This is a genomic window from Dyella sp. 01N448 (assembly GCF_056399225.1).
This window is the reverse complement of sequence record NZ_JBFTQX010000019.1, coordinates 30,489-47,700: the sequence shown is the minus strand read 5'-3', so window position 1 is coordinate 47,700 and position 17,212 is coordinate 30,489. Positions and strand designations below refer to the sequence as shown.

The following is a 17,212-nucleotide window of genomic DNA, read 5'->3' as shown; positions in this document are numbered from 1 at the left end:
GGCTGCCGCCGCTCGAGTCACTTTTCTTTTGCTGGCCCAAAAGATCCCACGGGACTAGCTTCGCGTCGAAAGTAACCCAAAGAAAATGGCCTGATAACGCCCGCAGCATCGTGCTGGGATAAGCCCGAACGCTCGAGGCGCGTCCTTATGGGACAACCTCCGAGGGTACGCAGCGGGTACCTCAATGCGCTGCGCAACGCGCCCGAATCGCTGAGAACTTAAAGCGGGCCCACGCTGCGCATCGGCTTTCGTCGTCCCGCTTCCCTTTGCCACGCGGGCTTGTCTGTGGGAGCGCACCCTGTGCGCGACAGCCACGCCGCGGTGTACCGCTCCGTAGGTTTGTCGCGCACAGGGTGCGCTCCCACAAAGAGTCGACCGGCAAGGTTGATCCGCAACCCACGAAGCTGCCTAACCCTTGTAGGAGCGCACTTGTGCGCGACCGCGGAGCTGCGGTGTACCGCTTCGTAGGCTTGTCGCGCACAAGTGCGCTCCTACAAAAATGCAGAGGCTCCCAATCTTTTATCAGCGCCCCACGACGCGCGCTCCCACAAAGAGCGATCGCAAGATTGAATGGGCGCCACAGCGTGCGAAACCCTTGTAGGAGCGCACTTGTGCGCGACCGCCGCGCTGCGGTGTATCGCTTCGTAGGCTGGTCGCGCACAAGTGCGCTCCTACAAAAATGCAGCGGCCTCTAATCTTTTATCAGCGCCCCACGACGCGCGCTCCCACAAAGAGCGATCGCAAGATTGAATGGGCGCCACAGCGCGCGAAACCCTTGTAGGAGCGCACTTGTGCGCGACCGCGGAGCTGCGGTGTATCGCTTGGTAGGCTGGTCGCGCACAAGTGCGCTCCTACAAAAAGGACGGACGGCAGTGCCGCATACTGTCGGGCTCTTGATGTAGCCCGCGCCTATCGGGGGCTCCGTATGATCTTCCCTACGGAACCCCACCCTCACGCACCAGGGCGATCACCTCATAACACGCGCCCATGGTGTGATAGTCGGTCTTACCGGCAGGGCTCTTCTCGTCATCAACCTTGTGATTGTCACGAGTAAGAATGCGAAACCACGCCCCATACCTGTGGTCGACGAAATACTTCCACGCATACGCCCACAGCTTCTCGTACCAAGCGTCGTATTCAGCCAGGCCCGTACGTGCATGCAGCAGCGCCGCCGCAGCGAGCGATTCGGCCTGCACCCAGAAATACTTGTCGTCGTCGCAGACTTCGCCGTCGGGCGCAAAGCCGTAGGCCATGCCGCCGTATTCGTTGTCCCACGAGCGTGCGAGTGCGGTGTCGAACAGGTGCTTGGCGGTGGGCACCAGCCAGTCTTTCTCGATGCCGCGTTCGAGCAGCAGCGGTTCCATGATCAGCAGCAGCTTCGCCCATTCGGTTTGATGGCCGGGCTGGAAGCCCCATGGACGGAACAGGTGCTTGGGATTGTCGAGGTGGTATTTCCAGTCGACGTTCCAGTTCACGTCATAGTGTTCCCACACCAGGCCATCGGCCTTGGCCGCCTGGCGACGCGTCATATGGTCGGCCAGCTCCAGCGCGCGTTCCAGATAGCGCGGCTCATCGCTGGCCTGGTACGCGGCGAGCATCGCCTCGCACATGTGCATATTGGCGTTCTGGCCGCGGTAATCGCTGAAGTGCCAGTGCTCGTCGGCTTCGTCGCGATAGAGGCCGGCGTCGGCATCCCAGTAGCGTTGTTCCAGCAGCTCCCAGGTTTCGTCCATCCACGCTTCGGCCTCGTGCACGCCGGCCTTCTTGGCGGTCGAGTACGCGAGCAGTACGAAGGCCACGCCATACGCGTGATACGTGGTGTCTTCCGGCTTGCCATCGCGGATGGTCCACGCGTAGCCGCCGGTGGCGGGATTGCGGTGCACCTCGCGCAGGTAACGCAGGCCGTGATGCACGGCGTCGAGATACTCGGGATTGCCGAACTCGTTGTACGCCATCGCGTAGTTGAAGACGAAGCGCGTGCTGCTCACCAGGTGACGATGGCTGCGGTCGTAGATCGTGCCGTCGTCCTTGTAGTAGTGGAAAAAACCACCGGCGGGATCGATCGCATGAGGGTGGTAGAACGCCATCGTGGTCGCGATGTGTTCGCGCAGAAACGCCTCGCTGCGGAAATCAGGCGTCGTGGTCATGCGTACGTCTCCATGAAGTTGAGCACTTCGGCTTCATCGGGAATGGCCGAGAACGAACCCTGGCGCGTCACGGTGAGTGCGCCACAGGCCGCTGCGAAGCGCAGGGCTGCATGCAGGCGGGGCAGTTCGGTGATCAGGTGATCGATGCGGTCGTCGCTGTGTTCGAGCTTGGCCAGCTGATAGAGCAGGCCGCCGACGAAGGCGTCGCCCGCGGCCGTGGTGTCCACGGCAGGCACGGCATATACCGGCAGCTCGCCTTCCACATCCGGATGGAACCAACGCAGGGCCTTCGGGCCATCGGTGATGATGACCAGACGTGTGCGTCCTTCCCACAGCTTTTCCAGCGTGGCTTCCTCGCCGTCGACGGCGAGCCAGGCGAATTCCTCGGCGCTCAGTTTCACCACGTCGGCCAGATGAAGAGCCGGCCACAACAGCGGGCGTGGCTCCACATCCCGCGGCCACAATGCAGGACGCAGGTTGAGATCGAAGCTCACCAGCGCGCCGGCGTCATGCGCGCGGCGCATGCCTTCGCGGGTGGTCTCGGCGAGCGCCGCATCGGTCATGCTGTTGGAGCAGACGTGGAAGACGGCGGCGCCGCGGAAACTGTCCGCATGGAAATGCATGGGACGGAACAACAAGTCGGCCGACGGCGGGCGATAGAAGCTGAAACTGCGCTCGCCGTGGGCATCCAGCGACACGAACGCAAGCGCGGTGTTCGCTTCATCGGTGCGCGCCACGCCATCGGTGTTCACACCGAAACGGTGCAGGCTGTCCAGCAGGAAATCGCCGAACATGTCCTTGCCGAGCATGCCGGCAAACGCCGCATCGCCGCCCAGACGGGCAACGGCGACGGCCACATTGGCGGGCGCGCCGCCGGCGTAGGGCACAAAACTGCGTGGGAAGCCGGCTTCATCGCCGCCTTCACTGTGGAAATCGATCAGCGCTTCGCCGAAACAGAGGATGGTGCGTGACATCGACAAAGACTCAATGTTGGGGAACAACGGGATCGCGAACCAGCGAACCGCGCAGACCGTAGAACACGATGTAGCCGTAGCAGAGCAGCGGCAGGATGAAAGCGTGCTGGATGCCCATGTGGTCGGCCAGTACGCCCTGCGCCAGCGGCAGCAGCGCGCCGCCGACGATGGCCATGATCAGCAGGCTCGAAGCCTTGCCGGTGAGCGGACCCATGCGTTCGATGCCGAGCGCAAAAATGGTCGGGAACATGATCGAGTTGAACAGGCCGATCGCGATCACGCTGACCATCGCCACGTCGCCATGGGTAAGCATGGTGGTGAGCACCAGCAGGCCCGCGACACCGGCGAACACGGCGAGCAGCTTGCGCGGGTTGATGATCACCAGCAGGGCCGAACCGGCCAGGCGCCCGACCATCGCGCCGCCCCAGTACAGCGACACGTAGTGCGCTGCCTGCAGTTCGCTCATGTGGCCGATCTCCGGCAGCGACAGGTAGTTCACCAGGAAGCTGCCGATGGACACTTCCGCGCCCACGTAGAAGAAGATCGCCAGCACGCCAAAGAACACATGGCTGTGGCGCAGCGCGTCCATCAGCGTGTGATGCGTGGTGTCGGCCGCTTCGGTCGACTCGGTCAGCGGCGGCAGTCGGAACAGCCACACCACCAGCGCCAGTACCAGCAAGGCGCAACCGAGGCCGAGATACGGCTTCTGCACCAGCTCGGCCTGCTTCTGGCGATAGCTGGCCAGTTGCTGTGCGGTCTCCGGCGTCAGATTCGCGCGCACCTTGGCGAACTGGGCATCGCCGCTGGCATCGAGATGCGAGGAAGCGAGCTTGTCCAGCGCCTGGGCAAGATTGGCCGACGGCAACGCGGCAAGCTGTTGCGGCGACAGCGCGGAAAGCGTGGCCAGCAACGGGGCGCCGGCAAGCCGGTCCAGTGCGCGCGGCAGTTGATCCTGCGGAAGTTGCGCGATGCTTGCAGCCACGTCAGTCGCGGGCAGGCGATCGAGCGCCGTCGCGGCAGCATCGTTCAGTGCGGCCACCAGACGTTCCGGCGGCGCCTGACGCATCGCCTCAACCGCCTGCGCGGGCGGCGCATCGTTGAGCGTCTGCACCAGCTGCACGGTTTCCGGCGCCTTGCGCACGGCGTCGGGCACGGTGAAGGCAACGGCGGAAAGAATCAGCAGGCCGCCAAACCAGGGGCCCAGCGTGGTGCCCAGCGAATTCATCGCCTGCGCCAGCGTGAGGCGGCTGGAGCTGGTGCGTTCGGGACCGAGCAGCGCCACATACGCATTCGCTGCGACCTGCAGCACCGTGATGCCGGTGGCCAAGACGAACAGCGCCGCGAGGAAGGCCGCATACGAATGCAGCAGCGCCGCCGGCCAAAAGCCGAACGCGCCCACGGCAGCAATGGTCAGGCCCGCCACGATGCCCTTCTTGTAACCAAGCGCGGCGACCAGGCGCCCCGCCGGCAGCGACATCAAAAAGTACGCGCCGAAAAACGTGAACTGCACCAGCATCGCCTGTGCGTAGTTCAGCTCGAACACGGTCTTGAGGTGCGGAATCAGGATGTCGTTGAGGACGGTCAGGAAACCCCACATGAAGAAAATCGTGGTGGTCACCGCCATCGCCATCGGATAGTCGGTGTAGCGCGTCGAACCGGTGGTCGACGACGTGGTCGCCGACTGAATAGGTGGTGCTGCGAAGGCCATGCGGAATCCGTGGGTCAGGAAAGAGGACAGCTGCTTTCGCGCACGACCAGTTCCACCGGCGCGATGATGGTGCCCGAAGGCGCCTGCGGATCGCGCAGGCGAGCGAGTAGCATGTCGGCCGCCTGCCGTCCGCGTGCACGCGGGGCAGTGGACAGCGTGGTGAGCGACGGCATGCTCATCGAGGCTTCGGCGATGTCGTCGAAGCCGGTCACCGCGAAATCGCGGCCCGCCTGTCGACCATGCTGGTGCAGGCCGAGCATCAGGCCCAGCGCCACGGCGTCGTTGTAGCAAACCGCGGCGGTGGGCGCGGAGCCCGGGCCTTCGAACAGAGAACCTGCGGCGCGCGCGGCATCCATGCGCGTGGGCGTGCTTTGCACGCGCCAGTGCGACTCGACCGGAAGACCGGCCGCGTTCATGGCCTGCGTATAGCCCGCATGGCGTTCGCGGGTGGAGCTGGCATGGTCATGGCCGCCAAAAAAGGCGATATGCCGATGACCCTGCGCGATCAGATGTTCGGTGGCCTGGCGGGCGCCGCGCTCGTTGTCGAGCATCAGGCGATCCCAGTGCGCGTATTCCGGCAGCTCGCCGCCCAGCTCGCGGTTGAACAGCACCACTGGGGTGTGGGTGCCCACGGCGGCCAATACCTTGCGCGCTTCGCTGTCTTCGGCGGGCGACAGGATGATGCCGCCTGGTCCGTGTTCGATCAGCGAACCGAGCACGGCATGTTCGCGCTCGGCCGAATCGCCGGAGCTGCCGAGCAGGGTGACGAAACCGGCTGTACCGAGCGCGTCGTCGACGCCCGCAGCAAACTCGGCGAAGAACGGGTTCGCCAGTTCGTTGATGACCAGGGCCACGCTCGACGACGTACGCCGGCGTAGGTTGGCCGCGGCCCGGTTATAGACGTATCCCTGGCGTCGCAGTTCTTCCTCGACCCGTGCCCGGGTAACCTTATTCACGAGGGGACTGCCACGCAGCACCAGGGAAACCGTGGCGCGGGACACACCGCAGCCGGCTGCGATGTCGTTGAGTGTGATCTTTCTACCGACCGGGGTCTGGCTTTCCATCGCAGGCCTGGGTTGATTGGAACGATCCAAAGGTACCTGCCTCCGCGCACGAACGGAACCGATTTCGATGGCGCGACGCAGCATGCAACGATGCCTGCAGAGATGTTAGCGTCAGGCGAAATTAGAACGATTCAAATCCACTCTTTCGGGGAATTCTATGCGTAATTCGCGTTTCCGTGCATGGCTGCCCACTTTGCTGGCTGCAGCGGTGTCGATTTCCCTGGCTGCGCCGGCCTGCGTGCGGGCTGCCGAGGGGCATTCGGTCGATGTGGATCCCCGCATCGGCACCGGCGGCGACGGGCATACTTTTCCTGGCGCCACGGTGCCGTTCGGCATGATCCAGCTGTCCCCGGATTCGGCCATGCCCGACTTGAAGCACGCCTACAAGTGGGCCGCCGGCTACCAGTACGGCGACAGCAGCCTGCTCGGTTTCTCCCACACCCATTTCTCCGGCTCGGGCCATTCGGACCTGGGCGACGTCCTGGTGATGCCGATCGCCGGCGACGTGCGCCTGGAGCAGGGCGACCCGGCCAAGCCGGGCAGCGGTTACCGCTCCCGCTTCAGCCATGACACCGAAGTGGTGCAGGCAGGTTATTACGCGGTGACGCTCAGCGATTACGACGTGCGCGCCGAGCTGACCGCCGGCCGCCGCATCGGTTGGCACCGCTATACCTTCCCGACTGGCAAGCCCGCGCATCTGTTGCTGGATCTGCGCCCGAGCATCTACGACTACGCCGGCAAGGTGCTGTGGTCCAGCCTGCGCGTGCATGACGACGGCACGGTCACCGGCTGCCGCACCACGCGCGGCTGGGCGCCGGGCCGCGAGCTTTGCTTCGCCATGCGTTTCTCGCAGCCGATGCAGGCGCGCACGCTGTACAACCGCGAGACCGACATTCCCTATAAGGGCTTCAAGGGCCCGGGCTATCAGCCGGAAGACCACGATGCGCAGAGTGGCCGCGCCCTGGTGGGCGTGTTCGACTTCGGCTCGCTCAAGCAGCCGCTGGGCGTGAAGGTGGCCATTTCGCCGGTGAGCGAAGCCAACGCCATCGCCAACCTCGATGCCGAAGGCCAGGGCTGGGATTTCGATGCGCGTCGCGCCGAAGCCCGCAGCCAGTGGGACAAGGCCCTCGCCTCGATCGACGTGGAAGGCAGCAAGGATCAGCGCGTCGGCTTCTACACCTCGCTGTACCACGCGCTGCTGTCGCCCACGCTCAGCATGGACGTGAATGGCCAGTTCCGCGGTGCGGACAACGCCGTGCACCAGGCCGTCGACAAGAACGGCAAGTTCGAATTCCACTCCACCTGGTCGCTGTGGGACGTCTACCGCGCCCAGCAGCCGCTGATGGCGTTGCTGATGCCCGAGCGCAGCACCGACTTCATCCGCTCGCTGATCGCCTCGCGCGAAACCAGTCCGTTCGGCATCCTGCCGGTGTGGGCGTACCAGGGCCTGGAGACGTGGTGCATGATCGGCTACCACGCCGTGCCGGTGATCGCCGACGCCTATGTGAAGGGCGTGCGCGGGTTCGATGCGGACGCCGCGCTGAAGGCGATGGTCGCCAGCGCCACCTATGCGCCTTATGGCGATCTGGGCGACTACATGAAGCTCGGCTACGTGCCCATCGACAAGGAGCCGGAAGCGGCCTCCAAGACGCTGGAATACGCCTATGACGATTGGTCGCTGGCGCAGATGGCCAAGGCGATGGGACGCAAGGAGATTGCCGCCACCTTCGACAAGCGCGCCGGCAACTGGCGCAATGCATATGATCCGAAGACCGGCTTCATGCGCGCACGCAAGACGGACGGCAGCTTCCGCGAGCCGTTCAACCCGGATGCGGCCGGCTACGGCAGCGACTACACCGAAGGCAACGCCTGGCAGTACTCCTGGTATGTGCCGCAGGACGTGGCCGCGCTGATCAAGGCGATGGGCGGCGACCAGACCTTCGTCACCAAGCTCGACAGCGTGTTCGAGGCCAAGGTCGACAAATCGCACTTTGCCAACGTCGAGGACATCACCGGCCTGATCGGCTGGTACGCGCACGGCAACGAGCCCAGCCATCACCTGGCCTATCTCTACGACTACGCCGGCGCGCCGTGGCAGACGCAGAAGCGCCTCAAGCAGATCATGGACAGCCAGTACGCCACCCGCCCGGACGGCCTGGCCGGCAATGACGACCTGGGCCAGATGTCTGCCTGGTACATCTTCACGGCAGTGGGCTTCTACCCGGTGACGCCGGCCAGCGACGAATACGCCATCGGCCGCCCGTTCGTGAGCAGCGCCACCCTGCACCTGTCCAATGGCAAGACCTTCAAGGTCACTGCAGAGCCGCTGGATGACGCCCACCCCTATGTCGGCAGCGTCACCCTCAACGGCAAGCCGCTGGACCGGGTGTTCCTGCGCCATGCCGAAATCGTGTCCGGCGGCGAGCTGCACTTCACCATGCAGGCCGAGCCGAACCGGGCCTGGGGGCAGGCTGTGAGCGCACGCCCTAGCTCAATGAGCGTGTCTACGACCAAAGTCCACGGTAATTCCGACAAAGCTGCCCCTAAAACGCCACTTTAAGAGGTGGCGTTCTCTGGGGTGATTCTGCAACCATGCCTGTCATGTTGCGCTCATCCTGGAAACTGGCGTCGACGCTGCGACCGGCCATGAAGGACCGCGTCGCCCTGCGCTGGCGCCTGGGCGGCCTGCTGGCGGCGGTGCTGGTGATCGTGGCCTTGCCCTACGTGGTCACCCGCAGCGGTGCCAGCGAGGCCATCCTCGCCAATGAGCGCGTCACCCACTCCAGCGAGGTGAAGTCGCTTACCTATCGCATCGCCTATGTCACGCGGGACAGCGAGGCGGCCATTTACCGCCTGATCCACGGCGACGCGGACGCGACGGTACGCATGCGTGCCGAGCGGGCTGCCCACGAAACGCCCGGCCTGCTGCAGCAGTTGCGCGACATGACGCGCGACAGTCCGGATCAGCAAGCCCTGATCGGCTCGCTCAGCTCCACTGTGAGCGGTCGCCTCGCCTTGAGCGGGCAGGCCATCATGCGGCACGACCATGGCGACGAAGCCGGCGCATCCGATGCGATGCGCGACTCCGGCACCTTGTTCAAGATGGACGATCTGATCGACGGCATCGTGCGCAACGAGAACACCACGTTGCTCAGCCGTCGCGATGCGGCCAGCCGCGAATCGTTCAACAGCGCCCTGGCCTTGACCATCACGGCGATCGCCCAGGTGCTGCTGCTGACCATCGTGGTGATCGTGTCCGAACGCCAGATCAGCCGACGCCTGCGTGCCGAGGTGCGCGAAGGCCAGGCGGTGCAGCGTTCGCAACTGATCGTGCAGGCCGTGCGCGAACCGATCGCCCTGCTCGACGCCGGCCTCGGCACCCTGCTGGTGAATGCGGCCTTTGGCGAGCTCTATGGCCTGCCGCCCGATTTCCGGCAATCGCTGCCGCTGACCGATATCGGCGATGGCGCGTGGACCGACGGCGCACTGCTTCAACGGCTCAACGACGTGCTGCTGCTGGACCGCGAGTTGTGGGATTACGAGCTTATCCAGCGCACCGTCGATGGCGTCGACCGCCACGTGGTGATCAACGCCCGTCGCCTCGAACAGGACAACGGCGGCGATCCGGTGCTGCTGCTCACCCTGAGCGATGTCACCGCACGCGCCCTGGTCGAGCAGCAGGTGAAGGAGCTCAATCGCCAGCTCGAAGGCAAGATCGAACAAGTGTCCGATGTGAACCGCGAGCTGGAAGCATTCAGCTATTCGGTATCGCACGACCTGCGTGCACCGCTGCGCCATATCAGCGGCTTCGCCGGCAAATTGCAGCAGCACCTGGGCGAGGCGGCGGACGAGCGCTCGCGCCATTACATCGAAGTGATCAACGACGCCGCCAAGCGCATGGCGCTGCTGATCGAAGACCTGCTGGTGTTCTCGCGCCTGGGTCGCGGCGCGCTGCGCCTGCAGCCGGTGGATATGCAGTCGCTGGCGGACGAGGCACGCGCGCTGGCCGAGACGGATGCGCACGGGCGTCACATCGTGTGGTCGATCGCGCCGCTGCCTATTGTCATCGGCGACGAGAACATGTTGCGCACGGTGTGGCAGAACCTGCTCGGCAACGCAGTGAAGTACACCGGCAAATGCGAGGTGGCGCGTATCGACGTGGACGTGCAGCGCCACCGCGACGGCAGCTACGAATTCGTGGTCAGCGACAACGGCGCCGGTTTCGACATGCAATACGCGGGTAAACTGTTCGGCGTGTTCCAGCGCCTGCACCGGGCCTCGGAGTTTCCGGGCAACGGTATCGGCCTGGCCAATGTGCGTCGCATCGTCACGCGACACGGCGGACGCGTCTGGGCCGATGCCCAGCCAGGGCAGGGCGCGCGTTTCCACTTCACACTGCCGTCTTCGGACCTCGCAGAAAGCTTCGCGCAGAGGCGCCAATGAACCACGACCTCCGTACCATCCTGCTTGTCGAGGACAGTCTCGCCGACGCTGAAATGGCCTTGGACGCGCTTGCCGGTGCCCATCTGGCCAATCCCGTGGTGCACGTCGAAGACGGCGTGGACTGCCTGGACTACCTTTATTGCCGCGGCGAATGGGCCGGGCGCGAACCGACCGATCCGGCCGTGGTGCTGCTGGACATCAAGATGCCGCGCATGAGCGGGCTGGAAGTGCTCACGCAGTTGCGTGCCGACGATCGATTCCGCCGCGTGCCGGTGGTGATTCTGTCATCGTCGCGGGAGGAAAGTGATCTGGCGCGCAGCTGGGACATTGGCGCGAACGCGTACGTGATCAAGCCGGTGGACGTGGACCAGTTTTTTGAAGCGGTGCGAACCGTGGGGCAGTTCTGGGCAGTGCTCAATCAGGCACCTGACCATATCTGAATGGGACGAATGTTAGGGGTGGTTCCACGACGGGGTGGTTGACAGTGGATAGGCAGCAGTGGGCGTTACCCCGAATCCGTGTACTGCAGATCGAGGATAGCCAGCTCGATGCGGAGCTCGTGTTGTCCGAGCTGGACGCCGATCACATCGAATACGACGTGACCCTGGTGGACGCCGAGCGCGAGTATCTCTCGGCGCTGGAGGATTTCCAGCCGGATATCGTGTTGTCCGACTTGAGCATGCCGGGTTTCTCCGGCCAGCGCGCGCTCGACATCCTGCGCGAACGCGACCAGGACCTGCCCTTCATCTTCGTCTCCGCCACGCTGGGCGAGGAAGCGGCGATTGAGGCGTTGCGCAACGGCGCGACCGATTACATCCTCAAGCAGAATCCTGCGCGGCTGGCCTCGGCAGTGCGCCGCGCCATGCGCGAAGCCGAAGCGCAACGCGCGCGTCGACGCGCGGAAACCGAACTGATCCGCGCGCAGCGTTTCGAGAGCCTGGCGATGCTGGCGGGCGGCCTGAGCCACGACTTGCGCAACCTGCTGCAACCCTTGTTGCTCGCCGGCGACAGCCTGCAGGACTACCAGGACGATCCACGGCTGGCGCGCCTGGGACGGCTGGTGCGCGACTGCGGCAAGCGTGGCCTGGACATGGTGCATTCCATGCTTTCCTTTGCGCGCGGCGCACGTCGCGCGGAACAAGTACGCGTGGGCGCGCTGCTCGAAGCACTCGGCTTGTTGCTGCAGGGCAGTGTGCCGCGCAATGTGACGCTGGAACTGGATGCTTATGATCCCGATCTCAGCTTCGACGGCAATCACACCGAGCTGCAGCAGTGCCTGCTCAACCTCAGCCTCAACGCGCTGCAAGCGATGCCCGAGGGCGGCAAGCTGCGCATCTGCACATCGGTGGCCAGCTTGCCGGAGCATTTCTTCCAGCCCGGCGAGGAAAGCCGCGAAGGCAACTATGTATGCCTCAGCGTGATCGATACCGGCACCGGCATGGACGAGAACGCATTGCTGCATCTGTTCGAACCGTTCTACACGACCAAGGAAAGCGGTACCGGCCTCGGCCTGGTCTCATGCAAGCGCATCATTACCGCGCATGGTGGCGTGATGCGGGTGGAGAGCGTGCTCGGCGAGGGCACCAGCTTCCATATGCATATTCCGCTGATGCAGCAGCCCGCCGATGTGGTGGGCGAGCAGGAAACCGCCAACCTGCAGGGCGAAGCGGAGCGCGTGCTGGTGGTGGTGGAAGAAGCCGGTCAGCTCTCGCTGCTGGTGGATACGCTCGATTCGTGGGGCTATCAGGCGCATGCGAGCCAGAGTGGTACGGCTGCCTTGCAGTGGCTGGAGGCGCAAGGCGTTCCCGATCTTGTGGTGCTTGATGCCGACATGAATCTCTTTACCGGCGTGCGCACGTTGGCGGCCTTGTTCGACCATGGTTATCGCGGTGCGGTGCTTTTGCTTGCGCGTCCGGATGCGCCGCCGGATATGGATGAGTTGCCGGTGATGGAGCATTTGTATCTGGTGGACAAACCGGTTTCGACGTTGCGGTTGTTGAAGACGGTCAGGGATGCGTTGGAGGAGAGTACGGGTGGGGATGGGCCGCAAGGGCCAGTGTGAGTTTTTGCTCCCTCTCCCCTCCGAGGAAAGGGGTGGGGTGAGGGGCCAACCTAGCCTCGTTGTTTGGATGTGCCGCAGTCTTGTTCTTGTTCGTCATCCCGGTGCAGGCCGGAAGCGCTCGTCAACAGCCGAATGGCTGATAATCCAGAGCCTCGGTGTTTTGTTGTCGCGTATTCGCGACCTGGTTCGCCCGCCGCGTCATACGGGGACCCCGGGGCTGAGCCACATCAAGAGCCGATAAGTGCTCTGCGCTGCCGAGCCGGCAGCTTTTTTGTAGGAGCGCACTTGTGCGCGACCAGCCTACGGAGCGGCACATCCCAGTCCTGCGGTCGCGCACAAGTGGGCTCCTACAAGGGTTATGCAGGTTCGTGGGTTGCGGATCAATCTTGCCGGTCGGCTCTTCTGTGGGAGCGCACCCTGTGCGCGACAAGCCTACGGAGCGATACACCAAGGCGTGGCCGTCGCGCACAGGGTGCGCTCCCACAGATGGTGCGCACGCCACCACAAAAACAAAAAGGCCGCACTGTGTGCGGCCTTTTCTGTGCATCGACCTATCAATCTCAATCGATACCCAACTTCTTCAACTTATACCGCAGCGCCCTAAACGTAATGCCCAGCTTCTTCGCAGCTGCCGTCTTGTTGTAGCGCGACTCCTCCAGCGCCTTGATGATGGCCGTGCGCTCAAGGTTGCTGATGTAGTCATCCAGGCCGCCGCTGGCCGACGGTGCGGCAGCCACGGCAACGGGTGCCGGTTCAACGGCGGGCATGCCGGTGGGAGACGGTGGTGCCGTTTCGTTCTGCGGGCGCGGCGTGCGCTGCGGCAGCATCAGGTCGCTGACGTCGACCTGGTCGCCGTCGCACATGGCCATGGCGCGTTCGAGGATGTTCTCCAGCTCGCGCACATTGCCCGGGAAGTCATAGGCTTCCAGCGCCTGTTGGGCGGCAGGCAGCAAGTGGCCGGGCGTGCCGCCGCTCTTGTTGGCGAGCTGGCGCAGCACGAAGTTGGCGAGCAGCGGCACGTCGCCGCGACGCTCACGCAGCGGCGGCACGCGCAGTTCGATCACGTTGATGCGATAGAACAAGTCCTGGCGGAACTGGCCCTGGTCCACCAGCGCGGCAAGATTCTTGTGGGTGGCCGAGAGGATGCGCACGTCGACCGGCACTTCCTCGCGTGCACCGATCGGGCGCACGGCTTTTTCCTGGATCGCGCGCAACAGCTTCACCTGCATGTGCAGCGGCAGTTCGGCGACTTCGTCGAGGAACAGCGTGCCGCCGTGCGCGGCCTGGAACAGGCCTTCCTTGTCGCCTACCGCACCGGTGAAGCTGCCTTTGCGATGGCCGAAGAACTCGCTTTCCATCAGTTCGGACGGAATGGCGCCGCAGTTGACCGGCACGAACGGCCCGGTGGCGCGCGGGCCCTGCTCATGGATCAGGCGGGCGACCAGTTCCTTGCCCACGCCCGATTCACCGGCGATGTACACCGGCGCCTGGTTGCGCGCCAGCTTGCCGATGGTGGCGCGCACCTGGTGCATCGCCGGCGACTCGCCGATCAGGCGCTCGTTGCCGTCGGGTTTGGCGGCGGCCTGGCCGCTGCGTTTTTCCTCGGCCAGTCGCAGTGCCGTGCGCACGAGGCGACGCAGCATCTGGATGTCGACCGGCTTGGAGACGAAATCGAAGGCGCCCGCCTTGAGCGCGCTCACGGCCGCATCGACATTGCCGTAGGCGGTGATCATCGCCACCGGCGTGTCCGGATGTTCGGCGGAGATCAGCTCCACCACTTCATGGCCGTTGCCGTCGGGCAGGCGCATGTCGGTGAAGCAGAGGTCGTAATGCCGTTCGGCGAGGGCGCGTCGGGCTTCGGTCACGGTACCTACCGCATCGACCAGCAAATCCATGCGGCCGAGGGTGATGGTGAGAAGCTCGCGGATATCGCGTTCGTCGTCGATGACCAGAACGGTCTGTTGGCTCATGTCGTCACTGTTTGCTGTGGACACGGCTAGGATAACCGTCCCCCTCGCGGGGGGCAAAGACTGATATGCGTGAACGCCTACCCGCGCGTCAAATGTTTGTCGAAGAATTTCACGATGGTCTGGTAGGCGGCCCTCGATTCAGGCATCTCCGGGTCGGAGAAGAAGGAGTGCCACATGCCCTCCCACACCTGCAGGTCGGTGGCCACGCCGGCCTGGCTGAGCAGGGTCTGGCTGCGGATCACGGCGCTCATGGCCGCATCGCGGGTACCGGTAATCAGCAGGGTGGGCGGAAACTGGTGCAGCAACTCCGGCGAAAGTCCGGGAAAAACCAGCGGATCGGTCGCGCTGGCGCCCTTGAAGTAGGGCAGCTCGCCCAGCCGCAGCGGGTGATCCGGCACCGGGGCGCCGTTGAGCAGCGGGCCCACCATCACCGAATCGCCGGCCATATCCACCACCGACCCGCAGAACGTGCCGATGGCGCCGGGTACGGGAAGCTTGTCGGTGATCAGTCGCGCCACGGCCTCGCCGGTGAGCACGCCGCCGGCCGAACAGCCGTAGATCCCGATGCTGCCGGGCTTGTACTGCTTGAGCAGGGCGCGATAGACGGCCTCCACGTCCTCGCTGGCGGCGGGAAAGACGTGCTCGGGCCCCTGGCGGTAGTCCACGCTGATCACCTTGATGCGGCCCAGGCTGGCGATGGGGATGGATTCCACCAGTGCACCGCTGTGCGCGCCCCACAGGAACGCGCCCCCATGCAGGTTGATCAGCACGCGCCCCTGGTTCTCGGGCGCGATGCCCTGGGCCGGCTCGACGACATCCGTCAGCACCCCGGCAATGGTTTCGCGATGGGTCTTGACCGGGTAAAGCGCCATCAGGCGATGGGCGCGATCGGTGTTCATGCGGTCGTAGAACGCGCGGCTCTGTTCGATCGGCGCGGTGATCGGCGGCGCCTTGCTGCCGGCGGCGAGCATCTTGGGAAAGAAGGCGTGCGCCTCCGGCGAAGCTTCCGATGAGTAGGGAAGGGTGATGTTGCCTACATGCACGCTACCGTCGGCGCGTACCGTGGGCTTGGCATCCTGCGCGTGAAGCACACCACCCAAAAGCGCCGTGGCGAGCGCAAACCGAACGGCCGCGCCGCGCGTCACGGCGTCTTCTCCGTCTTGGCAGCAGGTGCGGCCTTCTTCGCCTTGCCATCGAGCAACTCATGCAGCTTCAGATACACGCCGTTGGTCCAGCCGAAACCCACCACGTTTTCGCTATAGCCGGCCATCACTTTCACATCGGCGTTGCCGAGCACCATGTTGTATTTCTCGCGGATAGTGCCGTCGTCGGCCAGGCCCTGGTCCACCGTGGTGGCGAATTTGCCGGCGAGGCGGCGGGCATCGTCGTGGAAGCCGTAGTCGTCGAGTCCCTTGATCGCCAGCCAGTTAGTGGGCGCCCAGCCAAATGGCTCGCCCCACTGCACGCCTGCCGGATGATTGTCCATGCTCAGGCCGCCCTTGCGCTCGAACACACTGAGCTTGCCGCGCACGGCCGCAGCCTGTTGTGGTGAAGCCAGGCCGGCCCACAGTGGGTAATAGGTGGTGACGTAGGGCAGCGGCGAGGGCTTGCCGGCGATGAAGTCGTAGTCGAGATACATGCCGGCCTGCGCGTTCCACAGGTATTTGTCCATCGCTGCCCTGCGTGCGTCGGCGGCCTTGGCCCAGCGATCCGCCTCGCCGGCCTTGCCCAGCTGCAGGGCAAAGTCGTGCAGGTCGCGCTCGTAGCGATAAAGCAGGCTATTGAGGCTGGCATCGGCATAGTGATGGGTGGAGCCGCCAAACGGGCCGAAATGCGCGTTGGTGTCGAAACCCGATTCGCGCATCGCGCGGTCGCCGTGGAAATAGTCCGCAGTGAGCCGATAACCATCCACCCAGGCGCCTTCACACACTTTCGAAGCGTGCACGTCGCAGCTTGCATCCTTGAGCGTGGCCGCCTCTGCATCGCTCGGATGCTCAGCAGCCTTGATCAGATAGCCGGGATCGTCTTTGGGATGCGCACGCAGCCAGCGGATCACGCCCTTGTAGTACTCGCTGTCCTTCGCTTCGAGCACCGGGCCGCTGGCGAGGTCGTAATAGCGCGCCAAGCCCGTATCGCCGGCGCGATGTTCGGGACGCGTCCAGATCTCGTAATTGCGCACCGCAAGTGGATAAGCCTTGGCCAGCCACTCGCGTCGCGCGTCCGCGTTCGGGAAGGCGGCGGGGTCATCCAGCACCGCGGTCATCATCGCGGTGAGGAAAGGCGGCTGCGAACGGCTGAGGTAATACGTGCGGTTGGCATTGAGCACGCCGCCGTAGTTCTCCACTTCGAACAGCGCGTTGTCGACCATGTCCCTGGCCAGGTCGAGGCGGTGATCCGCCACCAGTCCGAGTTGGATGAAATAGCTGTCCCAGCCGTACATCTCGTTGAAGAAGCCGCCGGGCACTACATAAGGATGCGGCAGATAGAGCAGGCCCTGCTGCGGCAGCCGGGTCGCATCGATATCGCCCAGCTGCTCCACCTTCTTGGGCAACGGACGCACGTCGACGCCGCAACGTTTGCCGATGGCCGTCACCGCATCCGGAACGGCCTGGCCGGCGGGCACGTAGAGCACCGGATGCCCGACCACCTTGGTATCGACCAGCGACGCGCAGGCTTCCTGCGAGCGCGTCAACGTGGTCCAGGCCTTGTCGATATAGGCGCGCGTTTTCGCCGGATCGGGTGTGCCGGCGGCGAACGCCGTGCTGGCGACGGCGCATGAAAGCGCGAAGGCGATAAGGCGAGGACGAAGAAACGAAGGATGGGCTTGGCGATTCATATCGGCTC

The 17,212-nt window shown here is 64.5% G+C and carries 11 protein-coding genes; 4 read left to right on the top strand and 7 right to left on the bottom strand.

All coding sequences use genetic code 11. The annotated features are described in order from the left end of the window. Positions 1 to 935: 935 nt before the first annotated feature. Genes AC1DKY_RS19700 through AC1DKY_RS19685 form a run of 4 tightly spaced genes read right to left on the bottom strand, consistent with a single transcriptional unit; the run spans position 936 to position 5,893 of the window. Positions 936 to 2,147, bottom strand: coding sequence for an AGE family epimerase/isomerase (locus AC1DKY_RS19700; RefSeq protein WP_441605354.1), 1,212 nt, complete (start codon positions 2,145 to 2,147; stop codon positions 936 to 938). Then, a complete protein-coding gene (locus AC1DKY_RS19695; RefSeq protein WP_441605353.1) occupies positions 2,144 to 3,127 on the bottom strand; it encodes a carbohydrate kinase family protein in 984 nt (327 codons plus the stop codon). Before AC1DKY_RS19695 ends, AC1DKY_RS19700 begins: the two co-directional genes overlap by 4 nt. A 4-nt stretch (positions 3,128 to 3,131) precedes the next feature. Beyond that, the gene (locus tag AC1DKY_RS19690) at positions 3,132 to 4,829 is read right to left on the bottom strand and encodes a sugar MFS transporter (RefSeq protein ID WP_441605352.1); all 1,698 of its coding nucleotides are present in this window, start codon (positions 4,827 to 4,829) and stop codon (positions 3,132 to 3,134) included. A 14-nt stretch (positions 4,830 to 4,843) separates the two neighbouring features. Beyond that, complete coding sequence (locus tag AC1DKY_RS19685) at positions 4,844 to 5,893, bottom strand: LacI family DNA-binding transcriptional regulator (RefSeq protein ID WP_441605351.1); 1,050 nt, start codon at positions 5,891 to 5,893, stop codon at positions 4,844 to 4,846. 157 nt (positions 5,894 to 6,050) lie between these two features. Between AC1DKY_RS19685 and AC1DKY_RS19680 the strand changes: the two genes are divergently transcribed. From AC1DKY_RS19680 to AC1DKY_RS19665, 4 genes are all read left to right on the top strand, one after another. Then, complete coding sequence (locus AC1DKY_RS19680; protein WP_441605350.1) at positions 6,051 to 8,453, top strand: GH92 family glycosyl hydrolase; 2,403 nt, start codon at positions 6,051 to 6,053, stop codon at positions 8,451 to 8,453. Positions 8,454 to 8,539: 86 nt separating this feature from the next. Then, the gene (locus tag AC1DKY_RS19675) at positions 8,540 to 10,336 is read left to right on the top strand and encodes a sensor histidine kinase (protein ID WP_441605356.1); all 1,797 of its coding nucleotides are present in this window, start codon (positions 8,540 to 8,542) and stop codon (positions 10,334 to 10,336) included. Then, a complete protein-coding gene (locus AC1DKY_RS19670; RefSeq protein ID WP_046972442.1) occupies positions 10,333 to 10,776 on the top strand; it encodes a response regulator in 444 nt (147 codons plus the stop codon). The genes AC1DKY_RS19675 and AC1DKY_RS19670 overlap by 4 nt, the downstream gene beginning before the upstream one ends. Before the next feature lie 38 nt (positions 10,777 to 10,814). Then, on the top strand, positions 10,815 to 12,398 hold the full coding sequence (locus AC1DKY_RS19665; protein ID WP_441605349.1) for a two-component system sensor histidine kinase NtrB: 1,584 nt from the start codon (positions 10,815 to 10,817) through the stop codon (positions 12,396 to 12,398). A gap of 560 nt (positions 12,399 to 12,958) precedes the next feature. On the opposite strand, the gene AC1DKY_RS19660 is transcribed toward AC1DKY_RS19665, so the two are convergent. The 3 genes from AC1DKY_RS19660 to AC1DKY_RS19650 all read right to left on the bottom strand — a co-directional run bounded on the left by AC1DKY_RS19660 (position 12,959) and on the right by AC1DKY_RS19650 (position 17,204). Further along, the gene (locus tag AC1DKY_RS19660; RefSeq protein WP_441605348.1) at positions 12,959 to 14,368 is read right to left on the bottom strand and encodes a sigma-54-dependent transcriptional regulator; all 1,410 of its coding nucleotides are present in this window, start codon (positions 14,366 to 14,368) and stop codon (positions 12,959 to 12,961) included. Positions 14,369 to 14,445: 77 nt separating this feature from the next. Then, entirely contained in the window at positions 14,446 to 15,513 is a 1,068-nt protein-coding gene (locus AC1DKY_RS19655) for an alpha/beta hydrolase (RefSeq protein WP_441605347.1), read from the bottom strand. Then, positions 15,510 to 17,204 (bottom strand): trehalase family glycosidase, encoded by a 1,695-nt coding sequence (locus tag AC1DKY_RS19650; RefSeq protein WP_441605346.1) that lies wholly within the window; start codon positions 17,202 to 17,204, stop codon positions 15,510 to 15,512. The genes AC1DKY_RS19655 and AC1DKY_RS19650 overlap by 4 nt, the downstream gene beginning before the upstream one ends. Between the last annotated feature and the right edge of the window lie 8 nt (positions 17,205 to 17,212).